This window comes from Streptomyces sp. NBC_01515, from assembly GCF_045040345.1.
Classification (GTDB): Bacteria; Actinomycetota; Actinomycetes; order Streptomycetales; family Streptomycetaceae; genus Streptomyces.
Window position 1 is genome coordinate 6,923,269 of record NZ_CP109416.1, and the last position, 15,151, is coordinate 6,938,419.

The 15,151-nt window shown below is 71.7% G+C and carries 14 protein-coding genes; 6 read left to right on the forward strand and 8 right to left on the reverse strand.

Going from position 1 to position 15,151, the window contains the following annotated elements; translation table 11 throughout:
- Positions 1-87 precede the first annotated feature (87 nt).
- The 4 genes from OG407_RS31505 to OG407_RS31520 are packed head-to-tail and all read left to right on the forward strand — an operon-like array spanning position 88 to position 5,756.
- Complete coding sequence (locus OG407_RS31505) at positions 88-1,617, forward strand: GMC family oxidoreductase (RefSeq protein ID WP_405862965.1); 1,530 nt, start codon at positions 88-90, stop codon at positions 1,615-1,617.
- A complete protein-coding gene (locus tag OG407_RS31510) occupies positions 1,617-2,843 on the forward strand; it encodes a glycine betaine/L-proline ABC transporter ATP-binding protein (RefSeq protein WP_405862966.1) in 1,227 nt (408 codons plus the stop codon). The genes OG407_RS31505 and OG407_RS31510 overlap by 1 nt, the downstream gene beginning before the upstream one ends.
- Complete coding sequence (locus OG407_RS31515; protein WP_405862967.1) at positions 2,843-4,798, forward strand: ABC transporter permease; 1,956 nt, start codon at positions 2,843-2,845, stop codon at positions 4,796-4,798. The genes OG407_RS31510 and OG407_RS31515 overlap by 1 nt, the downstream gene beginning before the upstream one ends.
- A 1-nt stretch (position 4,799) precedes the next feature.
- On the forward strand, positions 4,800-5,756 hold the full coding sequence (locus tag OG407_RS31520; RefSeq protein ID WP_405862968.1) for an ABC transporter substrate-binding protein: 957 nt from the start codon (positions 4,800-4,802) through the stop codon (positions 5,754-5,756).
- Between the two features lie 6 nt (positions 5,757-5,762).
- Here the strand turns inward: OG407_RS31520 and OG407_RS31525 are convergent, their stop codons facing one another.
- Together OG407_RS31525 and OG407_RS31530 are read right to left on the reverse strand one after the other, a co-directional pair.
- Complete coding sequence (locus OG407_RS31525) at positions 5,763-6,485, reverse strand: isocitrate lyase/phosphoenolpyruvate mutase family protein (RefSeq protein ID WP_405862969.1); 723 nt, start codon at positions 6,483-6,485, stop codon at positions 5,763-5,765.
- A 46-nt stretch (positions 6,486-6,531) separates the two neighbouring features.
- Positions 6,532-7,029, reverse strand: coding sequence for a carboxymuconolactone decarboxylase family protein (locus OG407_RS31530; protein ID WP_403583323.1), 498 nt, complete (start codon positions 7,027-7,029; stop codon positions 6,532-6,534).
- A 46-nt stretch (positions 7,030-7,075) separates the two neighbouring features.
- On the opposite strand from OG407_RS31530, the gene OG407_RS31535 reads away from it, so the two are divergent.
- Positions 7,076-8,467: a PLP-dependent aminotransferase family protein gene (locus OG407_RS31535; protein ID WP_405862970.1), complete on the forward strand. Its 1,392-nt coding sequence runs from the start codon at positions 7,076-7,078 to the stop codon at positions 8,465-8,467.
- 29 nt (positions 8,468-8,496) lie between these two features.
- Here the strand turns inward: OG407_RS31535 and OG407_RS31540 are convergent, their stop codons facing one another.
- Both OG407_RS31540 and OG407_RS31545 read right to left on the reverse strand, forming a co-directional pair.
- Positions 8,497-9,342, reverse strand: coding sequence for a hypothetical protein (locus tag OG407_RS31540; RefSeq protein ID WP_405868703.1), 846 nt, complete (start codon positions 9,340-9,342; stop codon positions 8,497-8,499).
- 103 nt (positions 9,343-9,445) lie between these two features.
- Positions 9,446-10,006 (reverse strand): aminotransferase class III-fold pyridoxal phosphate-dependent enzyme, encoded by a 561-nt coding sequence (locus OG407_RS31545; protein ID WP_405862971.1) that lies wholly within the window; start codon positions 10,004-10,006, stop codon positions 9,446-9,448.
- A gap of 212 nt (positions 10,007-10,218) precedes the next feature.
- On the opposite strand from OG407_RS31545, the gene OG407_RS31550 reads away from it, so the two are divergent.
- Positions 10,219-11,673 carry a glycine hydroxymethyltransferase gene (locus tag OG407_RS31550; protein ID WP_405862972.1) on the forward strand — a complete coding sequence of 485 codons (1,455 nt, stop codon included), beginning with the start codon at positions 10,219-10,221 and terminating at the stop codon, positions 11,671-11,673.
- 45 nt (positions 11,674-11,718) lie between these two features.
- Here OG407_RS31550 and OG407_RS31555 read toward each other — a convergent pair whose 3' ends face one another.
- From OG407_RS31555 to OG407_RS31570, 4 genes are all read right to left on the reverse strand, one after another.
- Complete coding sequence (locus OG407_RS31555) at positions 11,719-12,477, reverse strand: hypothetical protein (RefSeq protein WP_405862973.1); 759 nt, start codon at positions 12,475-12,477, stop codon at positions 11,719-11,721.
- A 38-nt stretch (positions 12,478-12,515) separates the two neighbouring features.
- Positions 12,516-13,142: a hypothetical protein gene (locus OG407_RS31560; RefSeq protein ID WP_405862974.1), complete on the reverse strand. Its 627-nt coding sequence runs from the start codon at positions 13,140-13,142 to the stop codon at positions 12,516-12,518.
- 360 nt (positions 13,143-13,502) lie between these two features.
- Complete coding sequence (locus OG407_RS31565; RefSeq protein WP_405862975.1) at positions 13,503-14,480, reverse strand: hypothetical protein; 978 nt, start codon at positions 14,478-14,480, stop codon at positions 13,503-13,505.
- Positions 14,467-15,027 carry an RNA polymerase sigma factor gene (locus OG407_RS31570; RefSeq protein WP_328686379.1) on the reverse strand — a complete coding sequence of 187 codons (561 nt, stop codon included), beginning with the start codon at positions 15,025-15,027 and terminating at the stop codon, positions 14,467-14,469. The genes OG407_RS31565 and OG407_RS31570 overlap by 14 nt, the downstream gene beginning before the upstream one ends.
- Positions 15,028-15,151 lie beyond the last annotated feature (124 nt).

Consider the following 15,151-nt stretch of genomic DNA (forward strand, 5'->3'; position numbering starts at 1 on the left):
CCCGCGGGCCTCGGTTCGCGTCCGGCTCGCGGGCCGACGACCCCACCTCCCCTTCAACCCCCAGCCCCCACTGGAGTGAGTACCCCCATGCCCGACAACGAGTACGACTTTGACTACGTCGTCATCGGCGGCGGCACCGCAGGATCCGTCATCGCCTCCCGCCTCACCGAGAACCCCGACGTCACCGTCGCCGTCATCGAGGGCGGCCCCAGCGACGTCGGCCGCGAGGACGTACTGACCCTGCGCCGCTGGATGGGCCTCCTCGGCGGCGACCTGGACTACGACTACCCGACCACCGAGCAGCCGCGCGGCAACTCCCACATCCGGCACAGCCGCGCCCGCGTGCTCGGCGGCTGCTCCTCGCACAACACCCTGATCGCCTTCAAGCCGCTGCCGTCCGACTGGGACGAGTGGGAGGCGGCCGGAGCGAAGGGCTGGGGAGCGATCTCGATGGAGGCGTACTACGCCCGCCTCCTCAACAACATCATCCCCGTCGACGAGGAGGACCGGAACGCCATCGCCCGCGACTTCGTCGACGCGGCCCAGGAGGCGCTCGACGTCCCGCGCGTCGAGGGCTTCAACAAGGCGCCCTTCACGGACGGCGTCGGCTTCTTCGACCTCGCCTACCACCCCGAGAACAACAAGCGGTCCAGCGCGTCCGTCGCGTATCTCCACCCGGTGATGGACGAGCGCCCCAACCTCACCCTCTTCCTTGAGACCTGGGCCCATCGCCTGGAACTGAACGGCACCCGCGCGGAAGGTGTGCACGTCCGCACCAAGGACGGCGAGGAACTCCTCGTCCGCGCCCGCCGCGAGGTCGTCCTGTGCGCCGGTGCCGTGGACTCCCCGCGCCTGCTCCTGCACTCGGGCATCGGCCCCCGCAAGGACCTCGAAGCCCTCGGCATCCCGGTCGCCGTCGACCTCCCGGGCGTCGGCGAGAACCTCCTCGACCACCCCGAGTCGGTCATCGTCTGGGAGACCAACGGACCGATCCCGGAGAACTCCGCGATGGACTCCGACGCGGGCCTGTTCGTCCGCCGCGATCCCCAACTCCCGGGCCCGGACCTGATGTTCCACTTCTACCAGGTCCCCTTCACGGACAATCCCGAGCGCCTCGGCTACGAACGCCCCGAGTTCGGCGTCTCCATGACCCCGAACATCCCCAAGCCGAAGAGCCGCGGCCGGCTGTACCTGGAGAGCGCCGACCCGGCCGTCAAACCCGCCCTGGACTTCCGCTACTTCACCGACGAGGACGACTACGACGGCCGCACCCTCGTCGACGGCATCCGTATCGCCCGCGAGATCGCGAAGACCGAACCCCTCGCCGGCTGGCTCAAGCGGGAGGTGTGCCCCGGCCCGGAGATCCTCGGCGACGCGGAACTCGGCGAGTACGCCCGCAAGGTCGCCCACACCGTCTACCACCCGGCCGGCACCTGCCGCATGGGCGCCGAGGCCGACGAACTGGCCGTCGTCGACCCCGAGTTGAGGGTCCGCGGCCTGGACGGCATCCGCATCGCCGATGCCTCCGTCTTCCCGACCATGCCCGCCGTGAACCCGATGATCGGGGTGCTCATGGTCGGCGAGAGGGCTGTCGACCTGATCGGAGGTGGTGCGTGATGAGTACCGCGACGACGAGTACCCCCAGTACCCCCAGTACCCCCAGCGCCTCCGGCAACCCCGTGTTCTCGGTGGACGGCCTCTGGAAGGTCTTCGGCCCGAAGGCCGACCAGGTCCCCGCCGACCCCGAACTCACCGCCCTCGACGCCGCCGGCCTGCGCACCCGCACCGGCTGCACCGCCGCCGTCCGTGACGTCTCCTTCGACGTCCGCAAGGGCGAGGTCTTCGTGGTGATGGGCCTGTCCGGCTCCGGCAAGTCCACCCTGGTCCGCTGCCTCACCCGCCTCATCGAACCCACCGCCGGCACCATCGCCATCGACGGCGAGGACGTCCGCGCCATGGACAGGTCCCGACTGCGCGAACTCCGCCGCCACCGCGCCGCGATGGTCTTCCAGCACTTCGGCCTCCTCCCGCACCGCACGGTCCTCGACAACGTCGCCTACGGCCTGGAGATCCAGGGCGTCGGCAAGGCCGAACGCCGCCGCCGCGCCGCCGAGGTCGTCACCAAGGTCGGCCTGGAAGGCATGGAACAGCGCCGCCCCGGCCAGCTCTCCGGCGGCCAGCGCCAACGCGTCGGCCTCGCCCGGGCGTTGGCGGTCGACCCCCAAGTCCTCCTGTTCGACGAGCCGTTCAGCGCGCTCGACCCGCTGATCCGGCGCGACATGCAGGAGGAGGTCGTCCGGCTGCACCAGGAAGAGGGCCGCACGATGGTCTTCATCACCCACGACCTGAACGAGGCGCTCAAGCTCGGCGACCGCATCGCCCTGATGCGCGACGGCCGCATCGTCCAGCTCGGCACCCCCGAGGAGATCGTCGGCTCACCCGCCGACGACTACGTCCGCGAGTTCGTACGCGACGTACCGCGCGCGGACGTCATGACGGTCCGTACGGCGATGCGGGCCGCGTCCGCGGAGGAGGCCGGCGGGGTCGGCGGCGCGGGCAGCGGTCCCGCCGTCGCGCCCGACGCCACCGTCTCCGAAGCCATCGAGGCGGTCGCGCGCGCCGGGGTCCCGGCGAGGGTCGTCGACCAGGGCCGCTGCGTCGGGATGGTGGACTCGGACGCGCTGCTCGGCGTGGTCGCGGGCACGGGCGACAGCGGTGGCGCAGGGGGCGGTGGCGGCGCGGGTGTCGGCACCGCGACCAGCACGGGCGGCGACAGCACCGGCGACGGCACCGACACCGGCGTCCGCGAGGAGCTCGCCGATACCGGCAAGGAGGCGGTCTGATGGCAACGGTCACCGCACCCGCCCCCCGCCTCGCCCTCCCCGGCGTCCTCCGGCACCGGGCCGCGCACAAGCTCCTGCTGCTCGCGCTCGCCGCCGCGATCCTCGTACCGCTCGCCAACGCGCACTGGGCCAGCGGGAGTTGGCCGCACGCTCTCACCGTCGACCTGTCCGGTCCGCTGGGCCGGGCCAACGACTGGATCATCGACAACCGCGACAGCTCCCCGCTGTTCCTCTACTTCTTCGGCTACATCAGCAACGCCGTCGTCCTCTCCGTACGCGCCGTCTACCTGGTGCTGCTCGCCGCGGGCTGGGCGGGCGTCACCGCGTTCGGCGCCCTCGTCGCCTGGCGGGTGGCGGGCGTACGGCTCGCGGTCGGGACCGGCGTCGCCTTCCTCGCCTGCGGACTGCTCGGCATGTGGGTACCCACCATGCAGACCCTCGCCCTGATGGTGGTCGCGGTGCTCACCTCGGTCGTCGTGGGCGCCCTGCTCGGCCTGGCCGGCGGCCTCTCCGAGCGCACCGACCGCGCACTGCGCCCGGTCCTGGACACCATGCAGGTGCTCCCGGCCTTCGCCTACCTCCTCCCCGTCGTCCTCGTCTTCGGCATCGGCGTCCCCGCCGCCGTCCTCGCCACCGTCGTCTACGCCGCCCCGCCCATGGCCCGCCTCACCACGCTCGGCCTGCGCGACGCCGACCCGGAGGTACTGGAAGCCGTCGACTCCCTGGGCGCCACCGGACGCCAACGCCTGCTGACCGCACGGCTCCCGCTGGCCCGCAAGCAACTCCTCCTCGGCCTCAACCAGACGATCATGATGGCCCTCTCCATGGCCGTCATCGCCTCCGTCATCGGCGCCGGAGGCCTCGGCGACCGCGTCTACCAGGCCCTCGCCTCCGTGGACGTCGGCGCCGCCCTGGCCGCAGGCATCCCGATCGTGCTCCTGGCCGTCGTACTGGACCGGGTTACGGCCGCAGCGGGTGAACAGACCGACGAGTCCGCGGGTGAGCCGGGGTCGACTCTCCGCCCGTGGCTGTACGCGCTCGGCGCCACGGTGGTCGTAGCGGTCGCCGTCCGCCTCGCCGGCGCCCTCGACTGGCCCTCCGGCTGGACCCTGAACATCGCCGAACCGGTGAACCGCGTCGTCGACTGGATGACCGCCCACCTCTACTCCGGCGTCCCCTACCTCGGCGGCACCGCCGACTGGGCCGGACACTTCACCACCTGGGTCCTGGACCCCGTACGCGACGGTCTGCAGTGGCTGCCGTGGTGGTCGGTGCTGCTGGTCGTCGCCGCCCTCGCCTGGGTGATCGGCACCTGGCGCACCGCGCTCACCGCCGTCCTCGCCATGGCCGCGATCGGCGTGCTCGGGGTGTGGAAGCCGTCGCTGGACACGCTGTCGCAGGTGCTGGCCGCCGTGGCCGTCACCCTCGTCCTCGGCTTCGCGACCGGCATCGCCGCCGCCCGCAGCGACCGCTTCGAACGCGCCCTACGCCCCGTCCTCGACGTCTGCCAGACGATGCCGCAGTTCGTGTACCTGATCCCGGTCGTCGCCCTGTTCGGCGTCGGCCGCGCCCCGGCCGTCGCGGCGGCGGTCGTCTACGCCCTCCCCGCCGTCGTCCGCATCACCACGCAGGGCCTGCGCCAGGTCGACCCGGCCGCCCTGGAATCGGCCCGCTCGCTCGGCGCGACCAGCACCCAGCAGCTGCGGCAGATCCAACTTCCGCTGGCCCGCCCGGCGTTGCTCCTCGCCGTCAACCAGGGCGTGGTCCTCGTCCTCGCCGTCGTCATCATCGGCGGCCTGGTGGGTGGCGGCGCCCTCGGCTACGACGCCGTGTTCGGCCTGGCGCAGGGCGACCTGGCGACCGGCCTGGTCGCGGGTGCCGCGATCGTCTGCCTCGGCCTGATGCTCGACCGGGTGACCCAGCCGACGGAACGCCGCACCAAGAAGGGAGCGTGACATGCGAGTTCGTACGGCTTACTCAGTGGCCGCGGTGACATCCCTCGCCCTGCTCTCGGGCTGTGGCGCCGCCGACATGACCAAGCAGGCCTCGCCCTTCGCCAACGCGCAGGGCTCCAAGACCGTGACCCTCTCCGTCCAGTCCTGGGTGGGCGCACAGGCCAACGTGGCTGTCGCGCAGTACCTGTTGGAGCACAAGCTCGGCTACCGCGTCGACACCGTCCAGGTCGACGAGGTCCCCGCGTGGGACGCGCTCAGCCAGGGCCGGGTCGACGCGATCCTGGAGGATTGGGGCCACCCCGACCAGGAGAAGCGCTACGTCGACGACAAGAAGACGATCACGCGCGCGGGCGGCCTCGGCGTCACCGGGCACATCGGCTGGTACGTCCCGACCTACCTGGTCAAGCAGCACCCGGACATCACCCATTGGAAGAACCTCGACAAGTACTCCTCGCTGTTCCGCACCGCCGAGAGCGGCAGCAAGGGCCAGTTGATGGACGGCTCGCCCTCCTACGTCACCAATGACAAGGCCCTGGTGACGAACCTGAAGCTCAACTACCAAGTGGTGTTCGCCGGTTCGGAGGCCGCGCAGATCACCCAGATGAAGCAGTTCGCCAAGGAGAAGAAGCCCTTCCTCACCTACTGGTACGCCCCCCAGTGGCTCTTCAAGAAGGTCCCCATGACGGAGGTGAAGCTCCCCGCCTACAAGGAGGGTTGCGACGCCGACGCCGCCAAGGTCACCTGCGCCTACCCCCACACCCCGCTGGAGAAGTACCTCAACACGGACTTCGCCAAGAAGGGCGGCAAGGCGGCGGCCTTCCTGAAGAAGTTCACGTGGACGACCGAGGACCAGAACGAGGTCTCCCTGATGATTGCCGACCAGAAACTCTCCCCGGCCGACGCCGCGAAGAAGTGGGTGGACAACCACCCCTCCACCTGGAAGGCCTGGCTGTCCTGACCCCGCTCACCCCTTCAGTTCTACGGCCCGCTCCTTGAGCGCGAGTGCCGCCCAGCGCTGGAGCCCCGGCCCGAACGTGACGCGTGTGGCCCCGAGTTCACCCAGTGCGGTGGGCGAGGGGCCCTCGCCGTCCAGCCGCGCGAGCACGTTGACCGGCCCCTGGATACCGGACCGCAGCAACGGCAGCACCTCCGTCGGAGCCATGATCGGATAGACACAGTCGGCACCCGCCGCGACGTACAACGCGGCCCGCTCGATGGCCCGTTCGGGGTTCCCGTCACCGTGCAGGAAGGTGTCGACCCGCGCGTTGACGAACAACCGCTCCGCCGCCACCGCCCGCACCTCGGCCAGCCAATCAGCGTGCCGCCGTGGATCCTTGAGCACACCCCCGTCGGAGTCCTCAAGGTTGCAGCCCACCGCCCCCGCCTCCAGCAGCCGCTCCACCAGCTCCTTCGGGGCGAGCCCGTACCCGCCCTCGACATCCGCCGACACCGGCACGTCCACGGCCCGCACGATCCGCGCGACCGCCGCGAACATCTCGTCCGCAGGCACCGCCCCGTCCTCGTACCCGAGCGAGGCGGCGACCCCGGCACTGGGCGTGGCGAGCGCCGCGAACCCGGCCTCCACGAACACCCGCGCACTGACCGCGTCCCAGGGCCCGGGCAGCACCAGCGGATCACCGGGCAACCGCCGCCGATGCAGACTCCGGAACAGCTCCACCTCGCTCACGGCCGACACCCCCGCACCTCGCGGCCCAACACCCGTGCAGGCGACGTCACTTGAACTGTCCCGCCTTGTAGTGCCCCGGCACCATCCGCGTGCTCACCCCGAACCGGTTCCACGCGTTGATCACCGTGATCGCGGCGATCAGCTGCGCCAGCTCGGCCTCCTCGAACTGCTCGGCCGCCCGCGCGTACACCTCGTCCGGCACGAAACCGTCCGTGATCACGGTGACCGCCTCCGTCAGTTCGATCGCCGCCAGCTCCTTCTCGGTGTAGAAGTGCCGCGACTCCTCCCACGCGCCGAGCTGGATGATCCGCTCCACGCTCTCGCCCGCCGCGAGCGCGTCCTTGGTGTGCATGTCGAGGCAGTACGCGCAGTGGTTGAGCTGCGAGGCGCGGATCTTCACCAGTTCCAGCAGCTTCGGGTCAAGGCCCCGCCGGGCGGCGATGTCGAGACGGACCATCGCCTTGTAGACCTCGGGCGCGTGCTGGGCCCAGTCCAGGCGGGGGCTGTGCTCGTGGGCGTAAGGAGTTTCCTGTGTCGTGGTCATGTCTCGACTCTAGAAGTCAGGCAGCCCAGGAGTATGGTCCATTTCCATGGCGAAATCCTGGGCCACTTTCGGCGTCGACCTGCATCTCGATCCGACCGCCACCAGCACCGGCGTCCGCCGCGGCCTCACGGACGCGCTGCGCGACGCCGTCCGCACCGGCCGCCTCGCCCCCGGCACCCGGCTGCCCTCCTCCCGCTCCCTCGCCGCCGACCTGGGCATCGCCCGCAACACGGTCGCCGACGCCTACGCCGACCTCGTCGCCGAGGGCTGGCTCACCGCCCGCCAGGGCTCCGGCACCCGCGTCGGTGAACGCGCCGTAGTCCCGCCCGCGGACACCACCCCACCCCGCCGCCTCCTCGCCCGCCCCACCTACGACCTCGTCCCCGGCACCCCCGACCTCGCCGCCTTCCCCCGCACCGAGTGGCTCAAGGCCGCCCGCCGCGCCCTCACCAATGCCCCGTACCAGGCCCTCGGCTACGGCGACCCGCGCGGCCGCGTCGAACTCCGCACCGCCCTCGCCGCCTACCTCTCCCGCGCCCGCGGCGTACGCGCCGACCCCGAGCACATCCTGATCAGCGCGGGCATCTCCGGCGGCCTGCGCCTCCTCGGCGCCGTCCTGCGGGCCCGCGGCGCCCACTCCATCGCGGTGGAGTCCTACGGCCTCGCCGTCCACTGGCAGATCCTGGACGAGGCCGGCCTGCGCACCCGCCCGCTCCCCTTCGACGAACTGGGCGCGAACCCAGGCCAGTTGACGGACGAACCAGCGGTCCTCCTGACCCCCGCCCACCAGTTCCCCATGGGCGTCCCCCTCCACCACGACCGCCGCTCCGCCGTCGTCGACTGGGCCCGACGCACCGGCGGCCTGGTCCTGGAGGACGACTACGACGGCGAGTTCCGCTACGACCGCCAACCGATCGGCGCCCTCCAAGGCCTCGACCCGAACCACGTCGTCTACCTCGGCACCGCCAGCAAGTCCCTCGCCCCCGGCCTCCGCCTGGCCTGGATGGTCCTGCCCCCCTCCCTCATGGAGGAGGTCGCGAAGGCCAAGGGCGGCACCGACACCTGCGGCGTCCTGGACCAACTGACCCTCGCCGAGTTCATCACCTCCGGCGCCTACGACCGCCACGTCCGCGCCGCCCGCCTGCGCTACCGACGCCGCCGCGACACCCTGGTCGACGCCCTCGCCCAGCGCGCCCCCGACGTCCACGTCACCGGCATCGCGGCCGGCTTCCACGCCGTCCTCAGCCTCCCACCCGGCACCGAACAGTCCGTGGTCCAAGCCGCCGCCTGGCAGGGCCTCGCTCTCCACGCCCTGTCCTTCTACCGCCACGAACACGCCCTCGTGGATCCCCTGGACGCGCTGGTGGTGGGCTACGGCACGCCGCCGGATCACGCGTGGGCGGGGGCGGTGGAGGCGTTGTGCAGGGTGCTGCCGTGACCTGAGCCGCCGTTTTCGTGTGGCCCGGCCTACGCCGTTTCCACGGGAGCTTCGTCGGCTGCTTCCGCCGGCGCCTCACCAAAGCGCGCCAATGCCAACGCCCCCGCCACAGCCACCAGGAACCCCAGCACCGCCAGCCACTCCAACCCGTCCCGCGTACGGTCCCCGAGCCACACGACACCCACCGCCGCCGGCCCGAGCGTCTCCCCGATCACCAGCCCCGCCGTCGCCGTCGTCACAGACCCCCGCTGCAACGCCGTCGTCAGCAGCAAGAACGCCGCACCCCCACCGACCAGCAGCGCGTACGTCGCCGGATTGCCGACCAGCGTCGAGGGGGAGAGCGAGTCGATCAACCGCACCGCCACCTCGACCACCCCGAACCCGAACCCCGCCCCCAGCCCCAGCGTCAACGCCCGCCCCCGCTCCGGCAGTCGCCCCCCGACCAGCCCGAGCAACAACACCGCCACCGACGTCCCCAACATCGCCCACTTCAACGCCATGGACCCGTCCCGGTGCCCCTCCGCCCCGGACGCCAGCCCCAGCATCGCCAGCCCCGCGCACACCACGCCGACGGCCGCCCACTCCACCCCGCTGAGCCGAACTCCCAGCAGCCGGGCGGCCACCACGGCCGTCACCGCGAGGCTCGACGCCAGCGCCGCCCCGACCGCGTAGATGGGAAGCGACCGCAGCGCCACGATCTGGAACACGAACCCCAGACAGTCCAGCCCCAGCCCCGCCAGATACCGCCACTGCCGCACCGCCCGCAGCAGCAGCGCCGCATCTCCACCCCCACCGGTCGTGGCCGCCCGCGCGGCGACCGCCTGCAACACCGTCGCCGTACCGAAGCAGACCGCCGCGCCGAGCGCGCACACCATTCCAAAGAGCACAAAGTGACTCTAGGGGAGGGGAGATCGCCACGGGCCTCCCGTGTGGGCCCTCTCACCGATCTCTGGAGATTCCCCGGACCGGCAACGACCCCTAGACCCCCAACACCACCCGCAGTTGGGCCAGCCCCCAGTCCAGGTCCTCCCGGCTGATCATCAGCGGCGGCGCGATCCGGATCGTCGACCCGTGGGTGTCCTTCACCAGGACGCCCCGGTCCATCAGCCTCTCCGAGATCTCCCGGCCTGTCCCGACCGCCGGCGCGATGTCGACCCCCGCCCACAGACCCCGCCCGCGCACCGCCGTCACCCGCCCGGTACCGGTCAACTCCCGCAATTCCCCGAGCAGATGCTCCCCCAGCTCCGCCGCCCGCGCCAACTGCTCGCAGAACGCGCCGAACCGGTCGTGGTGGAACGCCCGCGACGTCAGCGTCACCCGCTCCAACTGAGCCTTCGCCGCCGCGATCAGCCGCGGGTTGCCGTGCCCGAAGTTCAGCGCCGAGTACCCGGCGAGCAAGTCCAGATAGCGCCGCCCCCGCACGTCCGTCATCCACGCCCCGTCGGCGGTGGCGACGACCACCGGCAGCGGGTGGTAGTTGCGCGCGGTGTGCGCCTCGGCGGCGACAAGGGCTTCCGTACTGGCTTCCGTACTGGTCACGGCGTCTCCCGGGGGTGAGGGTGCCCCTTTCCTATCCTCGCCCGCATGGTGGACGCGGGAGCCGCACCGTCCGGCACGCCCGGTAGGCTGACCGGCGGGCCGTGACTGGCGCGCTGGGATGGGACCGACCATCGGGGAGCGGCCCGAGCTGGACTGTGTGCCGTGCGCCTGGGCCGTACCGAGAACGCCGAACGCCACGTCCGGAGGTCCCCATGCCCGACAATTCCGCGCCCCTTTCCAACGAGTCCACCGCCTTCCGTGCCGCCCTCGATGTGATCCGTGCCGTCGAGCCGCGCGTCGCCGACGCCATCGGCCAGGAAGTCGCCGACCAGCGCGAGATGCTCAAGCTGATCGCCTCCGAGAACTACGCCTCCCCGGCCACCCTCCTGGCCATGGGCAACTGGTTCAGCGACAAGTACGCCGAGGGCACCATCGGCCGCCGCTTCTACGCCGGCTGTCGCAACGTCGACACCGTCGAATCCCTCGCCGCCGAGCACGCCCGCGAACTCTTCGGCGCCCGCCACGCCTACGTCCAGCCGCACTCCGGCATCGACGCCAACCTCGTCGCCTTCTGGTCGATCCTCGCCGCCCGCGTCGAGGTCCCGGCCCTCGCGAAGGCGGGCGTCCGCCAGGTCAACGACCTCTCCGACGCCGACTGGGCCGAACTTCGCCAGGCCTTCGGCAACCAGCGCATGCTCGGCATGTCCCTGGACGCCGGCGGCCACCTCACCCACGGCTTCCGCCCCAACATCTCCGGCAAGATGTTCGACCAGCGCTCCTACGGCACCGACCCCGTCACCGGCCTGATCGACTACGAGGCCCTGCGCGCCTCCGCCCGTGAGTTCAAGCCGCTGATCATCGTCGGCGGCTACTCCGCCTACCCGCGCCTGGTGAACTTCCGCATCATGCGCGAGATCGCCGACGAGGTCGGGGCGACCCTGATGGTGGACATGGCGCACTTCGCCGGCCTGGTCGCGGGCAAGGTCCTGACCGGCGACTTCGACCCGGTCCCGCACGCCCAGATCGTCACCACCACCACCCACAAGTCGCTGCGCGGCCCGCGCGGCGGCATGGTCCTGTGCGACGACTCCCTCAAGGACCAGGTCGACCGCGGCTGCCCGATGGTCCTCGGCGGCCCGCTCCCGCACGTCATGGCCGCCAAGGCCGTCGCCCTCGCCGAGGCCCGGCAGCCCTCCTTCCAGGACTACGCCCAGCGCATCGTCGACAACTCCCGTGCCCTGGCGGCCGGGTTGATGCGCCGGGGCGCCGCCCTCGTCACCGGCGGCACCGACAACCACCTCAACCTGATCGACGTCGCCTCCTCCTACGGACTCACCGGCCGCCAGGCCGAGGCCGCCCTCCTCGACTCGGGCATCGTCACCAACCGCAACGCCATCCCCGCCGACCCCAACGGCGCCTGGTACACCTCCGGCATCCGCATCGGCACCCCCGCCCTGACCACCCGTGGCCTGGGCACCGCCGAGATGGACGAGGTCGCCGGTCTCATCGACCGCGTCCTCACCACCACCGAGCCCGGCACCACCAGCAAGGGCGCGCCGTCCAAGGCCCAGCACATCCTCGACCCGAAGATCGCGGACGAGATCTCCCACCGCGCCACCGACCTCGTCGCCGGCTTCCCGCTGTACCCGGAGATCGACCTCGGCTGACAGCCGACACCCGCCCTCTGTTGAGTTGTCAAAGATCGGCGACTCTCACAGATCGATGAGTTCCTGTCGTGGTTCCTCGCGCGGCGGTCCGGCCTCACGCCGGGCCGCCGCGCGGCGTATCAGCAGCGTGCCGCCGACCCCGACCACCACTCCCGCCGCCGCCCACCAGACAGATCCGGCTGGCCCGGCTGACCCAGACCCACCCCCAACTGCCTTGCTGTCGTTACCGGTTCCGCCCAGCACCCCCGCCCGCTCCATCTGCGCGAAGACCGCGCGCGGCGCCCGATGCCAGCGGATGTCGTCGTCCGCCACCTCCGGAGCCGGATCAGTCCGCACCCACGGTGTGCCGTCCGAGGCCACGAACAACTGGTCCTCCCGCTCCACGGCCACATCACCACCCGGAGCCCGATTCGTCCGAGGCCAGCCCCCGACCCCGGTGAGCCCCCACACCACGGTGATCCGCACCGCCGGATGCCGGCCCGCCTCCCACTCCTGCGACACCCGCTCCGTCCCCGCGTACGTCGGCTGCAACAGCGTCCACAGGCGGGCGAACGACGACTCCCCGGAACGCCACGTCTCCGTCCGGCCCGTGTCACCCGCCACGACCAGCGCCAGATCCGGGATGTCCCGGAGCGGGGCCTGAGCCCGGGTCTGCGCCTGATCCACGGCCCCGGTCCACGCCTGTTCCGTCCCGACAGCCCGAGCCTGAGCAGACCCGGCCAGAACCATCAACACCGACCCAGCCACGAGACACAGGCCCCGCAACCTCGCCCGTCCCAGCGCCCGTCCCCTCCCGCGTTCCATCCGTCCCCCTCTCCATCTCTCCTTGTCCCCTCCGCCCCTCACATGTCCCGCAACTCCTGCCTGGATCCCGGCTCCCGTCCCTTCCGCCACCGGTCCAACGGCAGCCGCGCGACGAACGGCCGCAGAACCAGGGCCAGTACGGCTCCGGCCGCCGCACCCGGTATCGCCCACCACCAGTCGGTGCCGTGGCCCTTGTCCGGCAGGGAGACCTGCACCGTGGTGGTCCCCGTCCCTGTTCCCGTGTCGATGTCTGGTGCGGCCGTGGCAGGCTCGGTCGACTGCCACGGCGCCGGGAAGATGCCGGGGTACCCGGCACCGGCGGCCTTGCCCATCACGTCCAACTTCTCCAAGAGGACGCGCAGTTGGGCGGGGTGGCTCGCCCGGTGCCAATAGCCGTTCAGGTTCGTGTTCTCCGACGCGTCGGCCGCCGTGTGGATCCAGACCGCCTGCGGCCGGGACTCGACGGGAAAGACCCGGTCGATCCGCCAGGGCGATATGTCGTGCGCCAGCCAGGTGACGTTGATCTGCCGGGCGTGGGCCAGATCGGCCTCGGGCGGCTTGTCGCGGGTGCCCTTGCCCTCCGGGCCGAGCAACTGCTGCAGTTCTCCGTACTGTTGGTCCGAGTAGTACAGCGCCTTGGCCTGCCCGCTTGCCGGCGAAGTCACGAGCACGCTCGTCGGTCCACCCGCCGCAGCGTCCGACGCACCCCACATCATCAGGGCCAGCGTCATCGCCAACGCCCCGCTCAGTGCGGCCAGTTCACGAACCCGGCCCGAACGCCTCTCAGGCCTGCCCGTAACCCCGCCTGCCCCGCCCGTACTTCCGCCTCCGGACATCCGAACCCCCAACCAGCCGATCCCCGTACGGCCCGCCCGCGAGCCGCCTGTCACTTCTGGTACACCGCTCGGCCCGCCGAGGTTCCCACCCCGCCCGCACTGCTTGAACTACTCGTTGAACTACTCGCACCCCTCACACGACTTGCGCCACCCACACCCGTCGCACCACTCGCCCTACCCCCGCCCGTCCTACCCCCGCCCGCCGAGCGACCGCGCGATCTCCAATGCCCGCCGCTTCGACCCCACCCCCTCCAGACGGAACGTCAGGTCCCCGCCCGGAACCCCGCCGACCGCATGGGTCCACAACAGCGTCGGCCCCGCCGTCCGCTCCTCCCGCGTATAACGGTCCCCGTCCGCGTCCACCAGCCAGAAGCTCAGCAGATGCGGTCGCGCGAACCACAGTGCCGGGTCCTGTATGCCTTCCGGAGGGACGGTCCCGTCCAGCGACAGCCACTCCGGCGGCTCGCGCACCGTCTTGGCGAAACCGACGTCCAGCCGCGCCGGATACTCGTCGACCCGGACCGTGTGCCCGCCCTCCCGCCAGCACAGGCTCACCAGAAAGCGCCCCCGCGGCTCGCCGGTCACCGTCACCGCGTCCGGCACGCCCAACGCGTCCGGCACCACCGGCTCGAACCCCGCGCGCCGACCAGCCTGAGCCAGCGTCACCGACCGCCCGCACCCCGGCACCACAGCTCCGGCCGAGGGCACCGCCGACGGGTCGTACCGCACCTCGACCCCGCCGAAGCCGAACCAGTCGAAGACCGCCGCCCGCACCGGAGGCGTGAGCACGAGCACCGTCAGGACACCGCACAGGGCTGCCACCAGCGCCCGCCACCGCATCCGCATCCAGCGCCGGACGGCCTGGACCCGCGCCCGGACCCCGGTAGGCCCGGGCACAGGCACGGGTACCGGGATCTGCTCGGCCAATATCTGCGCCAGCACCCGCTCGACCATCGTCTCGGACCCGGCGGCCTCGCCCTCGCCTCCACCACCGCCCCGCGCATCCAGCGAACGCCCCAACGCCCGCAACTCCGCGGGCAACCGAGAGGCACCCGCGTGCCCATCGCGCCCCACCCGCCGACGCCCGGTGCCCTCACCTGTACCGGCACTGGCACCTTCGCCCGCACCCTCACCGTCGTACGACTCCCGTCCGTCACTCACACTCATCACCCCCTTCCCGAGGTCGGAAATCCGGCAGCAGCCGCCCGAGTTTCCGCAACGCGCGGTTCAGCCGGGACTTCACCGTGCCGCGTGGCCAGCCCAGGGCCTGGGCCGTCTCCGGTTCGTCCATCTCCAGGAGATAGCGGTAGGTCACGACCAGGCGGTGCTCCTCGCTCAGCTGCTCCAGGGCGGAGAGCAGGGCCGCGCGGCGCTCCGTCTCCAGCGTGGCGACCGCCGGGTCCGCCGATTCCGGTATCAGCGGCTCGGCCTCCGCGAACGCCGCCTCCCGGCCGGCGAGCGTGCGCTGACGCGCCGCCGTACGCACTGTGTTCCTCGTCTCATTGGCGACGATCGACAGCAGCCAGGGCTTGAACGCCGCGCCGTCCCGGAATCTGCCCAGCGCGCAGTACGCCTTGACGAAGGCCTGCTGCACCACGTCCTCCGCGTCCGCTCCCGCCCCGAGTGCCGCGGCCGCCCTGAGTGCGATGCCCGTGTGGGCCCGCACCAACTCGGCGTACGCCTCCGGCTCTCCGGCGCGTACGCGTGCGATCACCGCGACCTCATCGACGATGCGGCCCCCCTCCCGCGTCTCCACACATTTGGTACACCGCCCGAGCCGGATCGGTTCCCACCCGTGTCGCATCTCTTCCGAACGGGTTCCGAACGAGTTCCGAACC